A 17,703-nucleotide genomic window follows, 5' to 3' on the forward strand; every position below is an offset into this window, starting at 1 on the left:
TCTCCGAAAATAGCCCCGAAAACCGAACCGAAAGCAGAAAGGCCGCGCGTGAGCACGCTTCTCGTCATTGGCATCATCGTCCTCATCGTCATTTTGACGTTGTTCGACGGATACTTCATCGTCCGCACCAAGGAGGCCGCCATCATGGAGCGGCTGGGCAAGTACCAGGGGGTGGCGCATGCAGGCCTGCACTTCAAGATCCCCTTCGTCGACCGGGTGCGTGAAAAGATTAACCTGCAGGTCCGCCAGCTCGACGTGATGGTGGAGACCAAGACCAAGGACAACGTCTTCGTCCAGATCCCCGTGGCGGTCCAGTACCAGGTCGTCCAGGGCCGCGAGCGGGAGGCTTACTACACCCTGTCCAGCCCGGACCAGCAGATCGTGGCCTACGTCCAAGACAACGTGCGTTCCTCCGTGGCGAACATGAACTTGGATGACTCCTTTTCCTCCAAGGACACCATCGCCCAGAACGTGGCCGAGTCCCTGCGCGACAACATGGCGGCCTACGGCTGGCACTTCGTCAACACCCTGGTCACCGACATCCGCCCGGACGAGCGCGTGCGCGAATCCATGAACTCCATCAACGCCGCCCAGCGCGAGCGCGAAGCCGCCGTGGCCCAGGCCGAGGCCGAAAAGATCCGCGTGGTCAAGGAGGCCGAGGGCGCGGCCGAGGCCCGCAAGCTGCAGGGCCGCGGCGTTGCCGACCAGCGCAAGGAGATCGTCGAGGGTATTGCCGCCCAGTACGAGATGCTGCGCAACGCCGGCGTCGAGGAGTCCCCCGAGGCCCTCATGCTGGTCTCCCAGTACCTGGACGCCATGGTGGACGTTTCCTCCAACGGCAACGCCTCCGTGCTCTACATGCCGTCCAACCCGGCCGGCATGGGGGATCTCTTCGCGGGCATGCGCGACGTGCTGATGAGCAACCACGCCCTGGACAGCCTGGACAAGCCGAACAAGTCTTCTTCCAGCCAGCGCCCGCGCACCCGCAGCAACCCGGAGCGGGAGACCAGCTCCGCCAGCCCGGCCGAAAAGCCCAGCCTGCCGAGTGCCAGCGACGTGCGCGGTCAGGCCGCCGACTGGGCCAACGACAACGGCATCCACTCCGCCCGCGACGCCTTCCAGGCGCTGCGCGACAAGCACGGGGAGTGGCGCAACGACGACTAGTGAGTTTGTTTTTCCGGCGCGCCGGAATCTCCACTAGCCTTAGGTGAGCACCAACCTGTAAAAGGAGCAGCTCACCGTGAATCCTCGTGAACCTTTCGCCCTGTCCTTTTCGGGACAGGGTTTTTCTTGGGCCGACTCGTTACGCGGCGCTGGCGCCGACCTGCGCGCCACGGTGGACCAGGCCGCGCAGCTCCTGGAGCCGCTTGCCGCCGAGCTGGCCGGTCGGCGCCCCCGCGGCTTCCACCCCTTCGACTGGGCGCAGCAGCCGCCGGCTTGGGATCTCAGCGCCCCCGAGGTTTCCGTGCCCGGCATCTTCCTGGCGCAGCTGAACCTGCTCGACGCCCTGGCCGCCCAGGGCCTAGAGCTTAACGATGCCGTCGCCGTCGCCGGCCACTCCCAAGGCCGGCTGGCCGAATTCGCGCTGGACGGCCTGGGCGGCACCGCCGGCCGGGCGGAGATGCTGGCTATTGCCCAGCTCATCGGCGCGGCGATGACGCACACGGCGCGGCGCTACGGCCTGGTCCGCGACCGCGCCGCGGCCCCCATGGTCGCTATCGACGCCGACCCGCGAGACATCGCCGCCGCTATCCGGGACACCGGCGCGGACACGGTCATAGGCTTGCACAACAGCGCCCACGATGCCGTCCTGTCCGGCCCACCCGCCGACAACCTCGCCGTCGCCCGCGCCCTGGGGGTGGAGGCGCGCCCGCTCAAGGTGGCCGCGGCCTTCCACCACCCGCGCATGGGCGAGGCCGTGGAGCAGGTCGTGGACTGGGCCCAGCAGGTGGGCCTGGACGCGGGTCTGGCCTTCCGCGCGGCCCGCGCGGTGCTCACCGACGTCATCGACTGGCCGGCGCAGGTCGGCCGCCTCGTCGACGCCGGCGCGCAGTGGATCCTGGAGGTCGGCCCGGAAGAAGGCGTGCGCCCCCTGACCGAGAAGATTGTGGAGGGGCGCGGAATCGGGGTGCTCGCGGTCGGCACCGCGGAAGGGCAGGCCCGCCTTATCGACCCCGGCCACCAGCTGGCCCCGCCCCGCCCGTACCGCGACTTCGCCCCGCGCACCACGGCCGGCGGCGAACTAGTGACCCGCTTTACCCGCCTGACCGGCTACCAGGCCGTGCTGCTGGCCGGCATGACCCCTACCACGGTGGACCCGGCCATCGTGGCGGCCGCGGCCAACGCCGGGTACTGGGCCGAGCTCGCCGGCGGCGGGCAGGTCACGGACCAACTGCTCGGTGACAACCTCGACTACCTGCGCGAGCACCTCGCCCCGGGCGTGAACGCGCAGTTCAACGCGCTCTACCTCAACCCCCGACAGTGGCGCCGCCAGGTGGCGGGCAAGCGGCAGGTGCCCACCGCGCGGGCGAACGGGGCGCCGGTCAACGGCATCGTGTGCTCGGCGGGCATCCCGCCGCTGGACGAGGCGGTGGAGCTCTACCGGAGCCTGCGGGAGGGCAACATCCCCTGGGTGGCCTTCAAGCCCGGCGCCGTGCACCACGTCGATAAGGTGCTGGAGATCGCGCGCGCGGTGGCCCCCGCCCCCGTCATCATGCAGCTGGAGGGCGGGCTGGCCGGCGGGCACCACTCCTGGGAGGACCTGGACGAGCTGCTGCTGGCCACCTACGCGCGCATCCGCGCCGCGGAGAACGTCTACCTGGCCGTCGGCGGCGGCATCGGCACGCCGGAGCGCGGCGCGGACTACCTGACCGGCGCGTGGGCGCGCGCTTACGGCCGCCCGGACATGCCCGTCGACGCCATCCTGGTCGGCACCGCCGCCATGGCCACGCGGGAGGCGACCACGTCCCCGGCCGTCAAGCGCGCCCTCGTCGCAGCCGCCGGCACAGAGGGCTTCATCGCGGCCGGCACCGCCCGCGCCGGCATGTCTTCGGGCCGCTCGCAGCTGGGCGCCGACATCCACGAGGTGGACAATTCCTTCGCCCAGGCCGGCCGGCTGCTGGACGCCGTGGCCGGCGACGCCGACGCCGTGAACGCCCGCCGCGCCGAAATCATCAGCGCCTTGGACGCCACCTGCAAGCCGTATTTCGGGGACCTGACCAGCCTGACCTACCGGCGCTGGCTGGAGCGCTACCTCGAGCTGTCCCACCGCGGCGAGTGGGCGGACGACTCCTGGCGCGCCCGCTTCGCACAGATGCTCCTGCGCGCCGAGGCCCGCCTGCACCCCGCCGACCACGGCGAGTTCGCCTCCCAGCTGCCCGCCGGCGAGCTGGACGCCGGGAACCTGGCCGACCTGCTGGCGATCTACCCGCAGGCCGGCACCCAGCACGTGAGCGCTACCGATGCCGCCTGGTTTATCGATCTCCTCAAAGGCCCTGGCAAGCCCGCCAACTTCGTGCCGGTCATCGACGAGGACGTGCGCTGGTGGTGGCGCACGGATTCGCTCTGGCAGGCCCACGATGCCCGCTACCCGGCAGATGCCGTCTCCATCATCCCGTCGCCGCGCTCCGTGGCCGGGATTGATCGCGTGGACGAGCCGGTCGCCGAGCTGCTGGGCCGGTTCGTGGCCGCCGCGGCCGCCCGCGCGGAGTTCACCTGCCCCGCGGCGAGCGAGCGCGAGCGCATCCTGTCCGCGCCGGCCTGGGACTGGGCCGGCCACCCGGCGGCTAACCCGGCGCGCCGGCTGGGCCTGGAAGCAGGTCCCGACGGGGGATTCCGCGTGCCCGGCCTGAGTGTCACGGTGGAACTGCCCGAGGGAGCGACCGTGCCCGTCGTGGGCGCGGATTCGGCTGGTGAGGCCATGCGGGAGCTGGCGCGCCGCGCCGCCGGCGGGCAGCTGCCCGAGGTCGTCGGCGGGGCGGCGGCGTGGTCGACGACGCTGAACACCGTGGACTACCAGACCGTGACCGCGGGCTACCTGCCGGGCGACAGCGGCCCGGCAGGCGCGTCCGGCCCGGCCGCCGACGCGCTGGTGGGGCCGGCCTGGCCGGCCATCTTCGCGGTCATCGCGGACACCGACGCCGTCGAGGGCCTGCTGCGGCTGGTGCACCTGGAACACGCGGTGCGCCTGCATTCCGAGCTGCCGCAGCATGGCGCGCAGGTCAGCGCCACGGCCCGCCTGACCCGCGACCTGGCCACCGCGCGGGGGCGGGTCCTGGAGGTTCACGTCGGCATCGTGAGCGGGCACCAGCACCTGGCAACGCTGACCGAGCGCTTCCTCATCCCCGGTACGGCCAGGGCCGACGAGCTGCCGGCATTAGACGTCACGGACCCGGCCGCCCGCCCGACTCCGCTCTTAAGCCGCGGCCAGGTGGCGGTTACCGCGCCGGAGAGCATGCGGCCTTTCGCCCAGGTCACCGGCGACTTCAACCCCATCCACACCGACGAGAACCTGGCGCGGGCGGCAGGCCTGCCCCAAGGCCCGATTGTCCACGGCATGTGGACCTCGGCGCTGGCGCAGCTGGCCGCCGGGGACAACATCGTGGGCTGGCACGCGCGCCTGCTGGCCCCGGTCCTGCCGGGGCAGACCGTGGAGTTTTCCACCGCGCGGACCGGGCAGGCCGCCGGCGGGGAAGTGCGCACCGTCACCGCCACGGTGGGCGGCGTTCCCGTGCTGGAGGCGACCGCCCAGCTGGCCGCCCCGGTGACGTGGTACGCCTTCCCCGGCCAGGGCATCCAGTCGCCCGGCATGGGCATGGCAGCTTATGCCGCGTCCCCGGCCGCGCGCGCCGTCTGGGACCGCGCCGACGCCCATACCCGGCAGGCGCTGGGTTTTTCCATCCTGGACATCGTGCGCCGCAACCCGCGCGAGGTGCAGGTGGCCGGCGAAAGCTTCTCCCACCCCGACGGGGTGCTGTACCTGACCCAGTTCACCCAGGTGGCCATGGCCACGCTGGGCTGCGCGCAGGTCGCCCAGCTGCGCGAGGCCGGGGTGCTGGCCGAGCACGCCTTCTTCGCGGGGCACTCGGTGGGCGAGTACAACGCGTTGGCCGCCTTCGCGGACGTGCTCTCGGTGGAGGCGGTCATCGAGATCGTCTACCAGCGCGGGCTGACCATGCACCGTCTGGTCCCGCGGGACGGCGACGGCAACTCCAACTACGGGCTGGCGGCGCTGCGCCCGCACAAGATGGGCATGTCGGACGCGGACGTCTTCGACTACGTCGGCCAGCTGTCGGCGATTACGGGCGAGTTCCTCGAGATCGTCAACCACAACGTCAAGGGCAAGCAGTACGCCGTGGCGGGCACACGCGCCGGGCTGCGCGCCCTGGAAGCCGATGCCGCCTCCCGCGGCGAGCGCGCCTTCGTCCTCATCCCCGGCGTGGACGTGCCCTTCCACTCCTCCCGCCTGCGCGACGGGGTGGATGATTTCCGCCGGCACCTGGACCAGCTCATCCCGGCAGACATCGACCCGGACAGGCTGATTGGCCGCTACATCCCCAACCTGGTGGCCCGCCCCTTCGACCTGGGCGAGGAGTTCATCCAGGCCATGGAGGAGGTCGTTGACTCGCCGTGGCTGACCGCGGCCCGCACGCAGCCGGCCCAGCAGCGCGGCCGCACCCTTCTGGTGGAGCTTTTGGCCTGGCAGTTCGCCTCCCCGGTGCGCTGGATCGAGACCCAGGATTTGGCGCTGGGGCCGCTGGGAGTTGAGCGCTTTGTCGAAATCGGCGTGGCCAGCGCGCCCACCCTGGCCAATATGCTGCGCCAGCACCCGGGCGCGGCGCGCGTGGAGGTTCTCAACGCCGAGCGCGACCAGGCCGTCGTCTTCGCCACCGATGCCGACCCCGAGCCCGCACCGGAACCGGAGCCGGAACCAGAACCGGAGCCCGAGACGGAGCCGGAGCCGGTAGCCGTGCCCGCACCAGAGCAGCCGGCCGCCACAGACACTCCGGCGGATAAGCCCCTGCTGGCCAGCGATGCGCTCCGCCTGCTGGTGGCCGCCTGGACCAAGGTGCGCCTCGATCAGCTGCGACCGGCGGACACCATCGAGTCCCTGGTGGAGGGGCAGTCGTCCAGGCGCAACCAGCTGCTGCTGGATATCTCGACCGAGCTGGGGATTGCCGCTATCGATGGCGCTGCCGACCTCGACCTGGCCAGCTTGGGCGAGCTAGTCGACCGGCAGGCCCGCGGCTACCAGGCCTTCGGGCCGGTGCTCCAGCCGCAGGTGGAGGCCTGCCTGCGCGATCTCACCGGCCCGGCCGCGCAGCCGACCTCGTATGTTTCCGAACGCGTGCGCGGCCGCTGGGGCTTGGGCCCCGGCTGGCTGGACCGCGTGCTCGCCCACCTGGTCGACGGCACGCGCCCCGGGGCCTCCCTGCGTGGCGGCGAGCTAGCCAGCCTGCCCGCCGGCCTCGACGCGGCTATCGATGCCGCCGCCCACGCCGCCGGAATCACCACCCCGCTGCCGGAACCGGCCGCGGCCGCGGCTGCCACCGCTGACCCGGCCGCCGTGCGCGAGCTCACCGATGCCCTAACCGCCAACGCCCGCGACCTCGTCGAGCGGCTGGATCCGGAGGCAGCCAGCGCGGAGGGCCCGGATGATGGTGCCGGCGCGGGAGGCGAAAACGCACGCGAACTCGCCCAAGCCGTCGACCGCGAGCTGGGCGCGGGCTGGGCCGACTTCGTGCGCCCGGCCTTTGACCCGGGGCGGGCGGTCCTGCTCGACGACCGCTGGGCCTCGGCGCGCGAGGACGCCGCCCAGGGCCGCGGCGATGTGACGGCGACCGGCGAGGAGGTCGCCCGTATCGCCGAGTACGCCGGCCACCCGGAGCTCGCCGCCGCGGCCCGGAAGGACCCGGCCGGCCTCGACTACGCCGCCGACTGCGCGCTGATAACCGGCGCCGCGCCGGGCTCCATTGCCGCGGCCATCACCGCCGAGCTGCTGCGGGGCGGGGCGACCGTCGTGGCGACCAGCTCCCGGCTGGACCAGGCGCGCCTGGACTTTTTCACCCGCCTCTACCGCGACCACGCCCGCGGCCAGGCGGCGCTGTGGGTCGTGCCGTGTAACGTGGCATCGTTTGCCGATGTCGACGCCCTGGCCGACTGGGTGGGCAGCGAGCGCACCCGCACCGTCGGCGCCGAGGTGCGCCTGGTGAAGCCGGCGCTGACGCCGACCCTGCTCTTCCCGTTCGCCGCGCCGCGCGTGGCCGGCACCCTGGCCGAGGCGGGCGCGGGCAGCGAGCGCCAGATGCGCCTGCTGCTGTGGTCGGTGGAGCGGCTCATCGCCGCCACCGCCGACATCGCGGAGCACGTCCACGTCGTCCTGCCGGGCAGCCCCAACCGCGGGCGCTTCGGCGGCGACGGCGCCTACGGCGAGGCCAAAGCGGCCCTCGATGCCGTCGAAAACCGTTGGCGCCGCGAACCGGCCTGGGCCAACCGCGTGGGCCTGGTGCACGCCCAGATCGGCTGGGTGCGCGGGACCGGCCTGATGGGCGGCAACGATCCGCTGGTCGCCGCCGCCGAGGCCCGCGGCGTGCGCACCTGGGACACCCGCGAGCTCGCCGCCGAGCTGCTGGCCGAAGGCGCCAACCCGGCCGCCCGTCGGGCGGCGCGCGAAGAGCCGGTCGCGGTGGATCTGACCGGGGGACTAGCCGCCGCGGACGTGGATTTGGCGGCGCTGCGGCAGGAGGCATCGGCAGCCGGGGCAGAGGCCGCGGCGGAGCCGGACGCGCGGGTCGTGCCGGCCCTGCCCAACCTGGCCGCGGCCGCGGCCCCAGCCCCGGAGCCGGACTTCGGCGAGGTCACGGCCGGCCTGGAGGAGATGGTGGTCGTCGTCGGCGCCGGCGAGCTCGGCCCCTGGGGCAGCGCGCGCACCCGCTTCGAAGCGGAACTCGGCGGCGACCTCAGCGCCGCCGGCGTGGTGGAGCTGGCCTGGTCGATGCGGCTTATCCGCTGGGAGGACGGCTGGGTCGACGCCGCCGGCGAGCCCGTAGCCGAGGCAGATATCTACGCCCGCTTCCACGACGAGGTCATGGCCAGCGTCGGCGTGCGCCGCCTGCGCGACGACGCCGGCATCAGCGACAACCTCGCCGGCGAGCTGACCACGGTCTACCTGGACCGCGACCTGACCTTCAGCACCGCGGACGCCGACAGCGCCCGCGCCTTCGCCGCCGCCGGCGCCCGGGTGCGCCCTGACGGGGATGCCTGGGAGGTCACCCGCCCGAAGGGCAGCGAAATCCGCGTGCCGCGGCGCACCGTGATGACCCGTTTCGTGGGCGGCCAGCTGCCCGACGGCTTCGACCCGGCCGCCTACGGCATCCCCGCCGACATGGTGGAGAACCTGGACCGCCTGGCCGTGTGGAACCTTATCTGCACCGTCGAGGCGTTTACCTCCGCCGGGTTTAGCCCCGCCGAGCTGCTCGCCCACGTCCACCCGGCGCGGGTCAGCAACACCCAGGGCACCGGGATGGGCGGGGTGGCCTCCCTGCGCGGCCTCTACGTCGACCGCCTGCTGGGCCAGCCGCGCAACAACGACGTGCTGCAGGAGGCGCTGCCCAATGTCATCGCCGCGCACGTCATGCAGGACTACGTGGGCGGCTACGGGCAGATGGTCCACCCGGTGGCCGCGTGCGCGACCGCGGCGGTCTCCGTGGAGGAGGCCGCCGACAAGCTGCGGCTGGGCAAGGCCGACTTCGTGGTGGCCGGCGGCGTCGACGACATGAGCGTGGAATCCGTGACCGGCTTCGGCGCGATGGCCGCCACGGCGGATTCTGCCGCGCTGGCGGCGGCGGGCATCGCCGAGCGCTATTTCAGCCGGCCCAACGACCGGCGGCGCGCCGGCTTCGTGGAATCCGCCGGCGGCGGCGCGCTGCTGCTGACCCGCGGCGACCTAGCGGCCGAGCTGGGCCTGCCGGTGTTAGGCGTGGTGGCGTTTGCGGAGTCCTTCGCCGACGGGGCGCACACCTCCATCCCCGCGCCCGGGCTGGGCGCACTGTCGGCCGCCCGGGACAACCGGTTGGCGGCCGCGCTCGCCTCGTACGGGCTGGACGCCGACGACGTGCGCGTTATCAGCAAGCACGACACCTCCACGGAGGCCAACGACCCGAACGAATCCGACCTGCACCAGCGCCTGGCGCGGGCCAGCGGGCGCACCCCCGGCAACCCGCTGTACGTGATTTCGCAAAAGCACCTGACCGGGCACGCCAAGGGCGGGGCGGCGGCCTTCCAGCTCATCGGGCTCATGCAGGTCATGCGGCGCGGTATCATCCCGCCGAACCGGGCCTTGGACTGCGTCGACCCGCAGCTGCGCCGCTTTTCCGACCTGGTCTGGCCGCGCACCCCGCTGCCGGCGGACATCAAGGCCGGGCTGGTGACCTCACTGGGCTTTGGGCACGTCTCGGCGCTTATCGCCGTGGTGCACCCGGGCGCGTTCGCCCAGGCTCTGCGCCAGGCCAAGGGCGAGTTCGCGCTCAACGAGTGGCGCACCCAGGCCGCCCGCCGCGAGCGCGCGGGGCAAAAGCGCCGCGATGCCGCCATGCACGGCCAGGGCGCGCTCTATGCCCGGCCTACGGGGCGCAACCTGGGCGGCCGCGGCTCGGGCCACGAGGCGCAGGTCTTGCTGGATCCGCAGGCGCGCCTGCGGGGAGGGGAGCTTAGCTAGATGTTCGCGGTCGGCACCGACATCGTCCACATCCCCGGCTTTGCCGAGCAGCTGGGGCGGGAAGGCACCACCTTCGAGCGGGTCTTTTCCGCCCTCGAGCAGCGCGTGGCCGCGACCCGGCCGCGCCGGGAGGAGCACCTGGCGGGGCGCTGGGCGGCCAAGGAGGCCTTCATCAAGGCGTGGTCGCAGGCGCTCTACGGGCGCCCGCCGCGGCTGGCGGAACACGAGGTCGATTGGGCCGAGGTCAGCGTCCAGCCGGACGCGTGGGGTAGGGTCGGCCTGCACGTGACCGGCAAGGTCCGCACGGCTATCGATGCCTCCCTCCCCGGCTGGCAGGCCCACCTCAGTATCTCCCACGACGGCGACTACGCGGTCGCGACGGTGATAATCTCCTGCTAGCGCGTGCGGGCTAGCGCGCGCGGGGGCGGGGCGAGGCGCGGCGCCTAGGTTGCGGCCACTAGGTCGTGGCCACGGAGAAGAGGTAGGCCACGAGCATGCGCTTGACCTCGCCGACGACGGAGGCGAAGCTGTCGGCGTCCTCGGTGCGGATGGCGTAGTTGAGCAGGGAGACCACCGTGTGGACCAGGAAGCCGGCCAGTTCGATGCGCTCCTCGTAGTCCATGCCGGTAGCCAGCGGGGCGAGGATATCCGCGAGCGGCTCCAGGATTTCGCGCTCGGTGGCCGCGGCGGTCGCGCGGGTGGCCGGCGTGGACTGGACGGCGTGCCAGACGGCCCGCCGGGACGGGTCCTTGCGCCACATCGAGGCCAAGTGGTCGATGAACTCGTCGAGGAAGTCCGGCCACTGCAGCGCCGGGACGTGCTCGGAAAAGCGCTGGATCTCCGCCAGGTTCTCGGCAGTGTCCTGGCGGTCCAGCTCGCAGACGAGGACGTATTTGTTGGCGAAGAACTGGTACAAGGTGCCAATCGGCACTTCGGCGCGGCGCGCGACCTCGTCGAAGGTGAAAGACTCAAAGCCTAAGTCCACGAGCACGCTGCGCGCGGCCTGCAGAATCCGGTTGAACCGCTCGCGGCTGCGGGCCTGCGCCGGCCGTCGGCGCGGGACGAGGATCTCGGCCTTGCCCGCCTGCTCGTTCGCGTCGGTTTCGGGGTTGTCGGTGGAGGGTGTGCTCATCGAGGGATAATTTAGGCGTCTAGTTCTTTGCTGATGCGGGCCACGTGGCCGGTGGCCTTGACGTTGTACTTAGCCAGGGCGATCTTGCCCTCGGCGTCCACCAAGAACGTGGAGCGGATAACGCCCTGGACGACCTTGCCGTAGTTCTTCTTCTCGCCGAACGCGCCGTAGGCCGTCATGACCTCCTTGTCCGGGTCGGACAGCAGCGGGAAATTCAGGTCGTGATCGGCGCGGAACTTCGCCAGCTTCTCCGGGTTATCCGGGGAAATACCCACGACAGCGATGCGCCGGTCGTTCAGTTCCTCCAAAGAGTCGCGGAAATCGCAGGCCTCCTTGGTGCAGCCCGGGGTGTTGGCCCGCGGGTAGAAATAAACCAGGACCTGCTGGCCGGCGAAATCACTCAGGCTGACGGTGTTGCCTTGGTCGTCGCTCAAGGAGAACGCGGGGGCGGTGTCGCCTACTTCTAAACGCTGTTGGTCAGTCATGCTATCCACCATACCCGGCCCGGCAGGTGGCGGAGGTTGGGTCAATACGTCACGCTGGCGGCAAACGCGATAGAATGTCCGCGTACCCGATAATCTTTAAGCGAAATACCAGGAGTAGAACGTGGCACGCAGTATTGAGGACATCCAGCGCGACATCGAGCGCACCCGTCGCCAACTGGCCGGCACCTTGGACGAGCTGGCCGACCGCAGCCGCCCGCAGAACCTGGCTAACGATGCCAAGTCTGCCGCCCAGGACAAGCTCCAGGACAAAAACGTTCAGATCGCTCTGGCCGGCGTGGCCGCCGTCGTCGTCGGCGGGATCGCCTTCGCGGTCTTTCGTTCCCGTCGCCGTTCCAGCGACATCAAGGAACTGCAGCGCCTGCTCGCGCAGCGCAAGTAATTTCCTCCTTATTCCGAATCATTCCGAATCCGACCTTCGCCTCCTAAAACGGCGAGGGTCTTTTTCGTACCTGCTGTTTTATCCGCGGTGGTTCATTCCCGGCGGGGCGGGGTCCAGACCACGCGCCCGTGGCGCCGGACCAGCCGGCCGCGGCGAGAGCGGGCGGGGGAGTCATCGTTGACGGAGTTGTGGTAGCGGCACAACGTGGCGAGGTTGTCGGCGTTGGTGTGCCCGCCCGCGGACCAGGCGCGCAGGTGGTGGACCTGGCAGTCCTCGGCCGGCGCGCGGCAGTCGGGCCAGGCGCAGGTGGGGTTTTCCAGCATCGCCAGGTGGCGCTGCTTCCACGTGGCCAGCCGCTTGCTGCGGTACAGGTTCAGCGGGCCGTGGACCGGGTGGAAGAGCCCAACGTAGCCGTAGTCGCTCAAGATGCGCCCGACCAGCTCCGCCCCGGTCAGCCGGCCGCCGTTGGTCAGCTGCAGCTCGACGTCCTGGCCTTCGCCGTCGAGTAGCTGCACGAACTCGTCCAGCTGGATGACGACGTTGGTGGTGATCTGCGGGCGCTCGGCCCCGCCCTCGAAGACGGCGCGGGCATCCTCGACGGTCTTGACGTGCGCGTGCAGGTCCGCGATGTCCAGCGAGGAGGCCGTGATCGACAGCGTCGCCGTCCCGTCGCTGCGCCGGGTGACGTTTACGCCGGGGCGCCGCGGCGGCCGCGGCTGGATGTCGTTCACGCGCTTGCGCCCCAGCGAGCGCAACTTCTTCGCGTCGCCCGGGGTGCGGGCGAGCTCCAGGAGGAGGCTGACGGCATCGGACTGCCGCTTGAGGCGCTTGACCTGGCTGTAGATGGCCAGCAGCGCGGCGTAGCTGTGGCCGGTTTCGGTGGCGGCATCGCGGGCCGCGGCGCGCTGGGCGGAAAAGGACGCGGTGCTAAAGAACAGATCGCGCAGGCCCAGCAGCGTGCGGGCGGCCTGGGGGTCTTCGCCCCAGCTTAAAAGGGTGTCGTAGTCGAGGTCGCGGGCAAGGGACAGGTACGTGATGCCGTCGGCGCGGCTTCTGATGGAGGCTTCGAGTGCGTGCATGACCTTCACGCTAGAAAGGCGGGCGCCCCGGCTCAACGATAAGCCGGCCGAAGCTGTGGATAACTCGCCGAATTTGTATTACAGGTAATACAACGCGCGGTTATCCACAGGTTTTAGGCCAGCTCGGCCCCGGCGGCGCGCAGCTCGGCGAAGGTCGCCTGCGCGGCGTCCTCGCTTACGGCTGAGCACAGGTCCTGGCGCACGGTGACGGCAAAGCCTTCGCGCAGGGCATCGAGGGCCGTGGCGCGTACGCAGTGATCGGTGGCGATGCCCACGATGTCCACGCGCTTAATCCCCCGGCCGCGCAGGTAGTCCGCCAGCGACGTGCCCGCTTGGCTGGCGCCCTCGAAACCGGAATAGGCGGCGGTGTAGGCGCCCTTGTAGAAGAACTCGTCGATGTCCTCCTGCGGCAGCGCCGGGTGCAGCCGGGCGCCCTCGCTGTTGGCCAGGCAGTGCACCGGCCACGTGTCGACGAAGTTGGGGTTGTCGGAAAAGTGCCCGGCCGGGTCGATGTGCCAGTCCAGGGTGGCCACCACCGCGGGATAATCGGCAATAACGCCAGCGATGCCCTCTGCTACCAGGTTGCCGCGCTCAGTGCCGAGCGCGCCGCCGGGGCAGAAGTCGTGCTGGACGTCGACGACGAGGAGGGCATCGGCGTGCGTAGTCATGAGGACTAGTTTAACTGTCGGTAGGCTGGTCAGGGTGAAAACTCCGATCCCATTTTACCTCGAAGAAATCCTCGACAAAGTGCGCTACTCCGACGGCGGCGCCGTCGCGGACTATATCCCCGAGCTGGCCGACGCCAACCCGTCCTACTTGGCAGCGGCCATGTGCACGACCACGGGCAACGTCTACAGCGCCGGGGACAAAGAGGAGCGCTTTACCATCCAGTCCATCTCCAAGCCCTTCGTCTACGCCCTCGCGCTGCAGGAGCTGGGCCTGGACGCGGTGCGCGAAATCGTCGGCATGGAGCCCTCCGGCGAGGCCTTCAACGAGCTGTCCCTGAACGCCGAGGACCACCGGCCGGTCAACCCGATGATCAACGCGGGCGCCATCGCCGTCACGCAGCTGATTAACGGCGTGGATTCGACCGTCGACGAGCGCGTCGAGCGCATCCGCTCCTATATGTCGCGCCTGGCCAGCCGGGAGCTCGGTATGGACGAGCGCGTGTGCGGCTCCGAGCTGGAGCACTCCGACCGCAACCTGTCCCTGGCGCACATGCTGCGCAACTACGGCATCATCAAGGACGAGGCGCCCGATGCCGTGACCACCTACATCCGCCAGTGCTCCCTCCTGGTCGACGTGCGGGACCTGGCCGTGATGTCGGCTACGCTGGCCAATGGCGGCCGCCAGCCGGTCACCGGCGAGAAGATCCTGGACGCGGACGTGTGCCGCCTGACGCTGTCGGTGATGAGCTCGGCCGGCATGTACGACGGCGCCGGCCGCTGGATGGCCGAGGTCGGCATCCCCGCCAAGTCGGGCGTGGCCGGCGGGCTCATCGGTACGCTGCCGGGCCAGTTGGGTATCGCGACGTTCTCGCCGCGGCTGAACAAGGAAGGCAACAGCGTGCGCGGCGTGGAGGCCTTCAAACTGGTCTCCCGCGACATGGGCCTGCACCTGATGTCGACGGAGGAGCGCTACGGTATCGCGCCCATCCGCGATATCCACGAGGAAGAGGACACCTACGTCTTCCGCCTGCAGGGACAAATCAACTTCAACGCCGCGGAGACCATCCTCTACGAGCTGGCCGACCAGGACTTCGACAACGAGGCCGTGGTGCTGGACATGTCCGGCGTGACCGGGTCGAACCGCATGGGGCGGCGCATGCTGAAGGAGGGCTTGCGCCGCCTGCGCGAGTCCGGCCACGACATCGGCGTGGTGGATCCGGACAACCGGATGACCGACCTGAAGATGTCCGACGGCACCGAGGTCCCTGTCCACGACGCCGAGGATTACGAGATCGCCGGCGAAGAAATCTAGGCGCGCCAGGGTGCCGAAGGGAACCGGTGCCCTGTGAAGTTTAAGATCTCGACCGAAACTAGTTTTGCGGAGGCAGGCAGTCTCTTTTGGCGCCTCCCTGCTCGATCGAGAAAGCGTGGCACGGGTCGCCTGCCTAATCTGGGTCCATAGCTTAGAGGTCTTCCGCTTGATTAAACTGGGCGACCGGCTCCCGGGAAATTGAACGCCGCGGATGGGCTAACTGAGGTTGTGCCTGTTAGGCCACGCCTTCGCTGTGCCGTAGCAAAAGTATGCAGGCCATCTCAGGAATCTCCGTGTTTTCCATACAACTTTACGCATAGCCTAATGTAGCTGTTATGTTTCGAAACTAATTGTATAGGTGTTCTCACATTCACCTTCACCGACATATAAACCTCATCGGAGACAGGTTGCGAAATGGAAAACACAGTATCGATTACGGGAGAACTTCTCTCGGACTCCACACCAGTAAGCGACTATAACTGGCCTTCTACTGAGCCGGTTTTCTCTATCATCGACCCAGTTGTACTCAATTCTTCTCTACGCGGGACTTGACCAAGCCTAAGAAAGGCAACAGATGCGAATAGTGAGCGCTCTAAACTTTAATACCCTTCGTTTCGGGCTTGCATACGCAGTGGGCCTTTTCGTTGCGGGCGTGGATCTGTCGATATCTGTGCGGGTGGGAGAAAACCTGACGGGGAGCTCGCTAGGAGGGACAGCGGCCTATGTGTTAATAGCGCTGGGAACAATAATTGCTGCTCGTTTGGGTGCACCCCGGCTACAAAGAGTTGGTCCAAGGAGGACCTATCGCGGCGCAGGAACAATCTGCGCTTTATCCGGGATCGCGACTTCTTATGCGGCCTACGCGGGCGTCCCAATTTTGTTCTACGTGGGTATGCTTCTCGTCGGCATTTTTATGGGAATGTCAAACTTTCATAGACTCTTAGTCAAGGATTACTCGAGCAGCCCGACCGTGTGGGATACGAGCCTGGTGTTGTTAAGTGGGGTGGCGGGATCGATTTTGGGACCATGGGCTGTGGGAGTCGTTGCGACCTCTGTCGACGATTTCTATAAGGCGTATCAGATGGTGGTTGTGGTAGGGCTCCTTACGTTTGTTATCTCGTATATGCTCCCGAATCATTCTGGTTCGTGTGGCCAGGAGAGTAACGTGCATAGCGGTTTTGGTGACCGCTCACTTCTTTATCTAGGGGGTGTAGCCGGAATGCTCGGCTACGTTGTTATGACTCTAATGATGACTGCGATTCCACTCGAGGCGCAGAGGCAGAGCTTGAGTAGTGTCGAGATATCTCAGCTGACTGGAATGCATATGATTGCTATGTATCTGCCTATCGTTATAGTTCCACCCCTTCTGGAGAGATTCTCGCCTAAAAATATGGCGGTTGCGGCGCTGGGTTTTGGCGGCTTTGGTGCCTACTGTTTGTGGGCCGGAGACTTTTATACAGGGAAAGCCGGCTTAGCCATGTTGATGGTGATTGCGGGCGTGCTCTGGGCCTTCTCGTATACCGCTGCATCCAACATGGTGGCGGTGAGCCGTTTTGGGCAGGCTAATCCTTCAGCGAGGGGGCGAGTTGAGATGCTGCCGCCGATTGGGATGGTACTGGGTTCGATTATCGCTGGATTGCTACTGGAAAGTGCGGGATTTGTTTGGGTGCTATTGGTTTTTATTCTTGTGTCAACGATGGCTGTGCCCGTCCTGTTTTTCATGAGCCAAGCTGGAACAGACGCGAAAAAGACTGTCTAGGGAAGATTTTGTTGCTTGGTGTCGGTTGTCGTTCGGTCCGGTGTAGCGGACTTCGCGGCGACTAGGTTACAAACTTCCTAACTGACGCGATACAGGAAAAATCGCGCCGGAAGTTCTGTTGGAAAAAATTCTACCCTAAATGGGGCAAGCTAAAAAGGCCAAGTTCAGAACGGTAAAAATACCGCCTGACTTGGCCTTATTGTGCGCCATCAGGGACTTGAACCCCGAACCCACTGTTTAGGCAGTTTCGCTGCTTAATACGCTAATAGAAATGAGTATCCTTTCCGATTTTGTGCAATCCATGCGAGCGCGGGGGTGCCGGAAACAGACTGTCCAGCTACGCCGCTATCACGCTATGCGAGCCGTCGAGGAACTTGGCGAGCCGAACACGTGGACTAAACGCGCCGTTGAACAATTCCTAGCGAATCCCGATTGGGGAGCGTCGGCGCGTCGGTCGATGCACGCGAGCCTAAAGGCGTTCATTCGCTCGATTGACTCAATCGAGGGCGCGGGAGTCATGGATCAGATTCCGGCGCCGCGTGTACCTCGCGGCGTTCCTCGGCCGCTTTCCGATGACGTGATTCGAGCCGCCCTGGCGCGCGCCGATGCGCGCACCGCACTCATGGTTGAGCTTATGGCCTACGGTGGTTTGCGCCGGGGCGAGGTCGCCGCCGTGCGCGGTGACGATGTAAGCGGCGGTTGGCTGCGTGTAACGGGCAAAGGCGGGCACGTGCGCATGGTGCCCCTGCCGCCGCACCTGTCGCGGCGAGTAAGCACGCACGGGCCGGGGTTTGTGTTCCCAGGGCAGATTGACGGGCACCTATCCGCACGCCGCGTCGGCGAGCTAATACGCGAGGTGCTACCGGCGGCAATGACACCGCACCAGCTACGTCACCGCTACGCTTCTACGGTGTATCAGCAATCCCACGATATTCGCGCGGTTCAGTCGTTGCTCGGCCACGCCCGGTTGGATACCACCATGATTTACACAGCGGTGGACAGCTCGGCGGCGGCGAGCGCGGCGGCCGGGGCGTGGAAGCTGGCTGGCTAGGACCCGTCCGCGATAAAGGTCACGGAGGTGTTACCGCCCTTGGTAGCTCTGACGGTTCCGTCTGCACCGACCTGGATTAGGAAGAACTCGAACTTGCCGAAA

General features: G+C 68.1%; 11 protein-coding genes. 7 read left to right on the forward strand and 4 right to left on the reverse strand.

Annotated elements, in window-relative coordinates:
• Window positions 1-48 precede the first annotated feature (48 nt).
• From QQS53_RS03845 to acpS, 3 genes are all read left to right on the forward strand, one after another.
• Complete coding sequence (locus tag QQS53_RS03845) at window positions 49-1,164, forward strand: SPFH domain-containing protein (protein WP_472774609.1); 1,116 nt, start codon at window positions 49-51, stop codon at window positions 1,162-1,164.
• Window positions 1,165-1,240: 76 nt separating this feature from the next.
• Window positions 1,241-9,715, forward strand: coding sequence for a fatty acid synthase subunit beta domain-containing protein (locus QQS53_RS03850; protein ID WP_472774610.1), 8,475 nt, complete (start codon window positions 1,241-1,243; stop codon window positions 9,713-9,715).
• The gene (acpS, locus tag QQS53_RS03855) at window positions 9,716-10,114 is read left to right on the forward strand and encodes a holo-ACP synthase AcpS (protein ID WP_472774611.1); all 399 of its coding nucleotides are present in this window, start codon (window positions 9,716-9,718) and stop codon (window positions 10,112-10,114) included. It begins immediately after the preceding gene.
• Window positions 10,115-10,172: 58 nt separating this feature from the next.
• Here the strand turns inward: acpS and QQS53_RS03860 are convergent, their stop codons facing one another.
• Entirely contained in the window at window positions 10,173-10,847 is a 675-nt protein-coding gene (locus tag QQS53_RS03860; protein ID WP_472774612.1) for a TetR/AcrR family transcriptional regulator, read from the reverse strand.
• 11 nt (window positions 10,848-10,858) lie between these two features.
• A complete protein-coding gene (gene bcp / locus QQS53_RS03865) occupies window positions 10,859-11,332 on the reverse strand; it encodes a thioredoxin-dependent thiol peroxidase (RefSeq protein WP_472774613.1) in 474 nt (157 codons plus the stop codon).
• Between the two features lie 121 nt (window positions 11,333-11,453).
• Between bcp and QQS53_RS03870 the strand changes: the two genes are divergently transcribed.
• Entirely contained in the window at window positions 11,454-11,732 is a 279-nt protein-coding gene (locus tag QQS53_RS03870; RefSeq protein WP_070769608.1) for a DUF3618 domain-containing protein, read from the forward strand.
• A 92-nt stretch (window positions 11,733-11,824) separates the two neighbouring features.
• Here the strand turns inward: QQS53_RS03870 and QQS53_RS03875 are convergent, their stop codons facing one another.
• Together QQS53_RS03875 and QQS53_RS03880 are read right to left on the reverse strand one after the other, a co-directional pair.
• On the reverse strand, window positions 11,825-12,811 hold the full coding sequence (locus tag QQS53_RS03875; protein WP_472774614.1) for an HNH endonuclease signature motif containing protein: 987 nt from the start codon (window positions 12,809-12,811) through the stop codon (window positions 11,825-11,827).
• Between the two features lie 113 nt (window positions 12,812-12,924).
• The gene (locus tag QQS53_RS03880; RefSeq protein WP_472774615.1) at window positions 12,925-13,479 is read right to left on the reverse strand and encodes a nicotinamidase; all 555 of its coding nucleotides are present in this window, start codon (window positions 13,477-13,479) and stop codon (window positions 12,925-12,927) included.
• Between the two features lie 34 nt (window positions 13,480-13,513).
• On the opposite strand from QQS53_RS03880, the gene QQS53_RS03885 reads away from it, so the two are divergent.
• The 3 genes from QQS53_RS03885 to QQS53_RS03895 all read left to right on the forward strand — a co-directional run bounded on the left by QQS53_RS03885 (window position 13,514) and on the right by QQS53_RS03895 (window position 17,601).
• A complete protein-coding gene (locus QQS53_RS03885; RefSeq protein ID WP_472774616.1) occupies window positions 13,514-14,791 on the forward strand; it encodes a glutaminase in 1,278 nt (425 codons plus the stop codon).
• Between the two features lie 583 nt (window positions 14,792-15,374).
• Window positions 15,375-16,550 carry an MFS transporter gene (locus QQS53_RS03890; RefSeq protein WP_472774617.1) on the forward strand — a complete coding sequence of 392 codons (1,176 nt, stop codon included), beginning with the start codon at window positions 15,375-15,377 and terminating at the stop codon, window positions 16,548-16,550.
• Window positions 16,551-16,821: 271 nt separating this feature from the next.
• On the forward strand, window positions 16,822-17,601 hold the full coding sequence (locus tag QQS53_RS03895) for a tyrosine-type recombinase/integrase (RefSeq protein ID WP_472774618.1): 780 nt from the start codon (window positions 16,822-16,824) through the stop codon (window positions 17,599-17,601).
• Window positions 17,602-17,703: the final 102 nt, after the last annotated feature.

This window comes from Corynebacterium sp. 2571A (assembly GCF_055700935.1).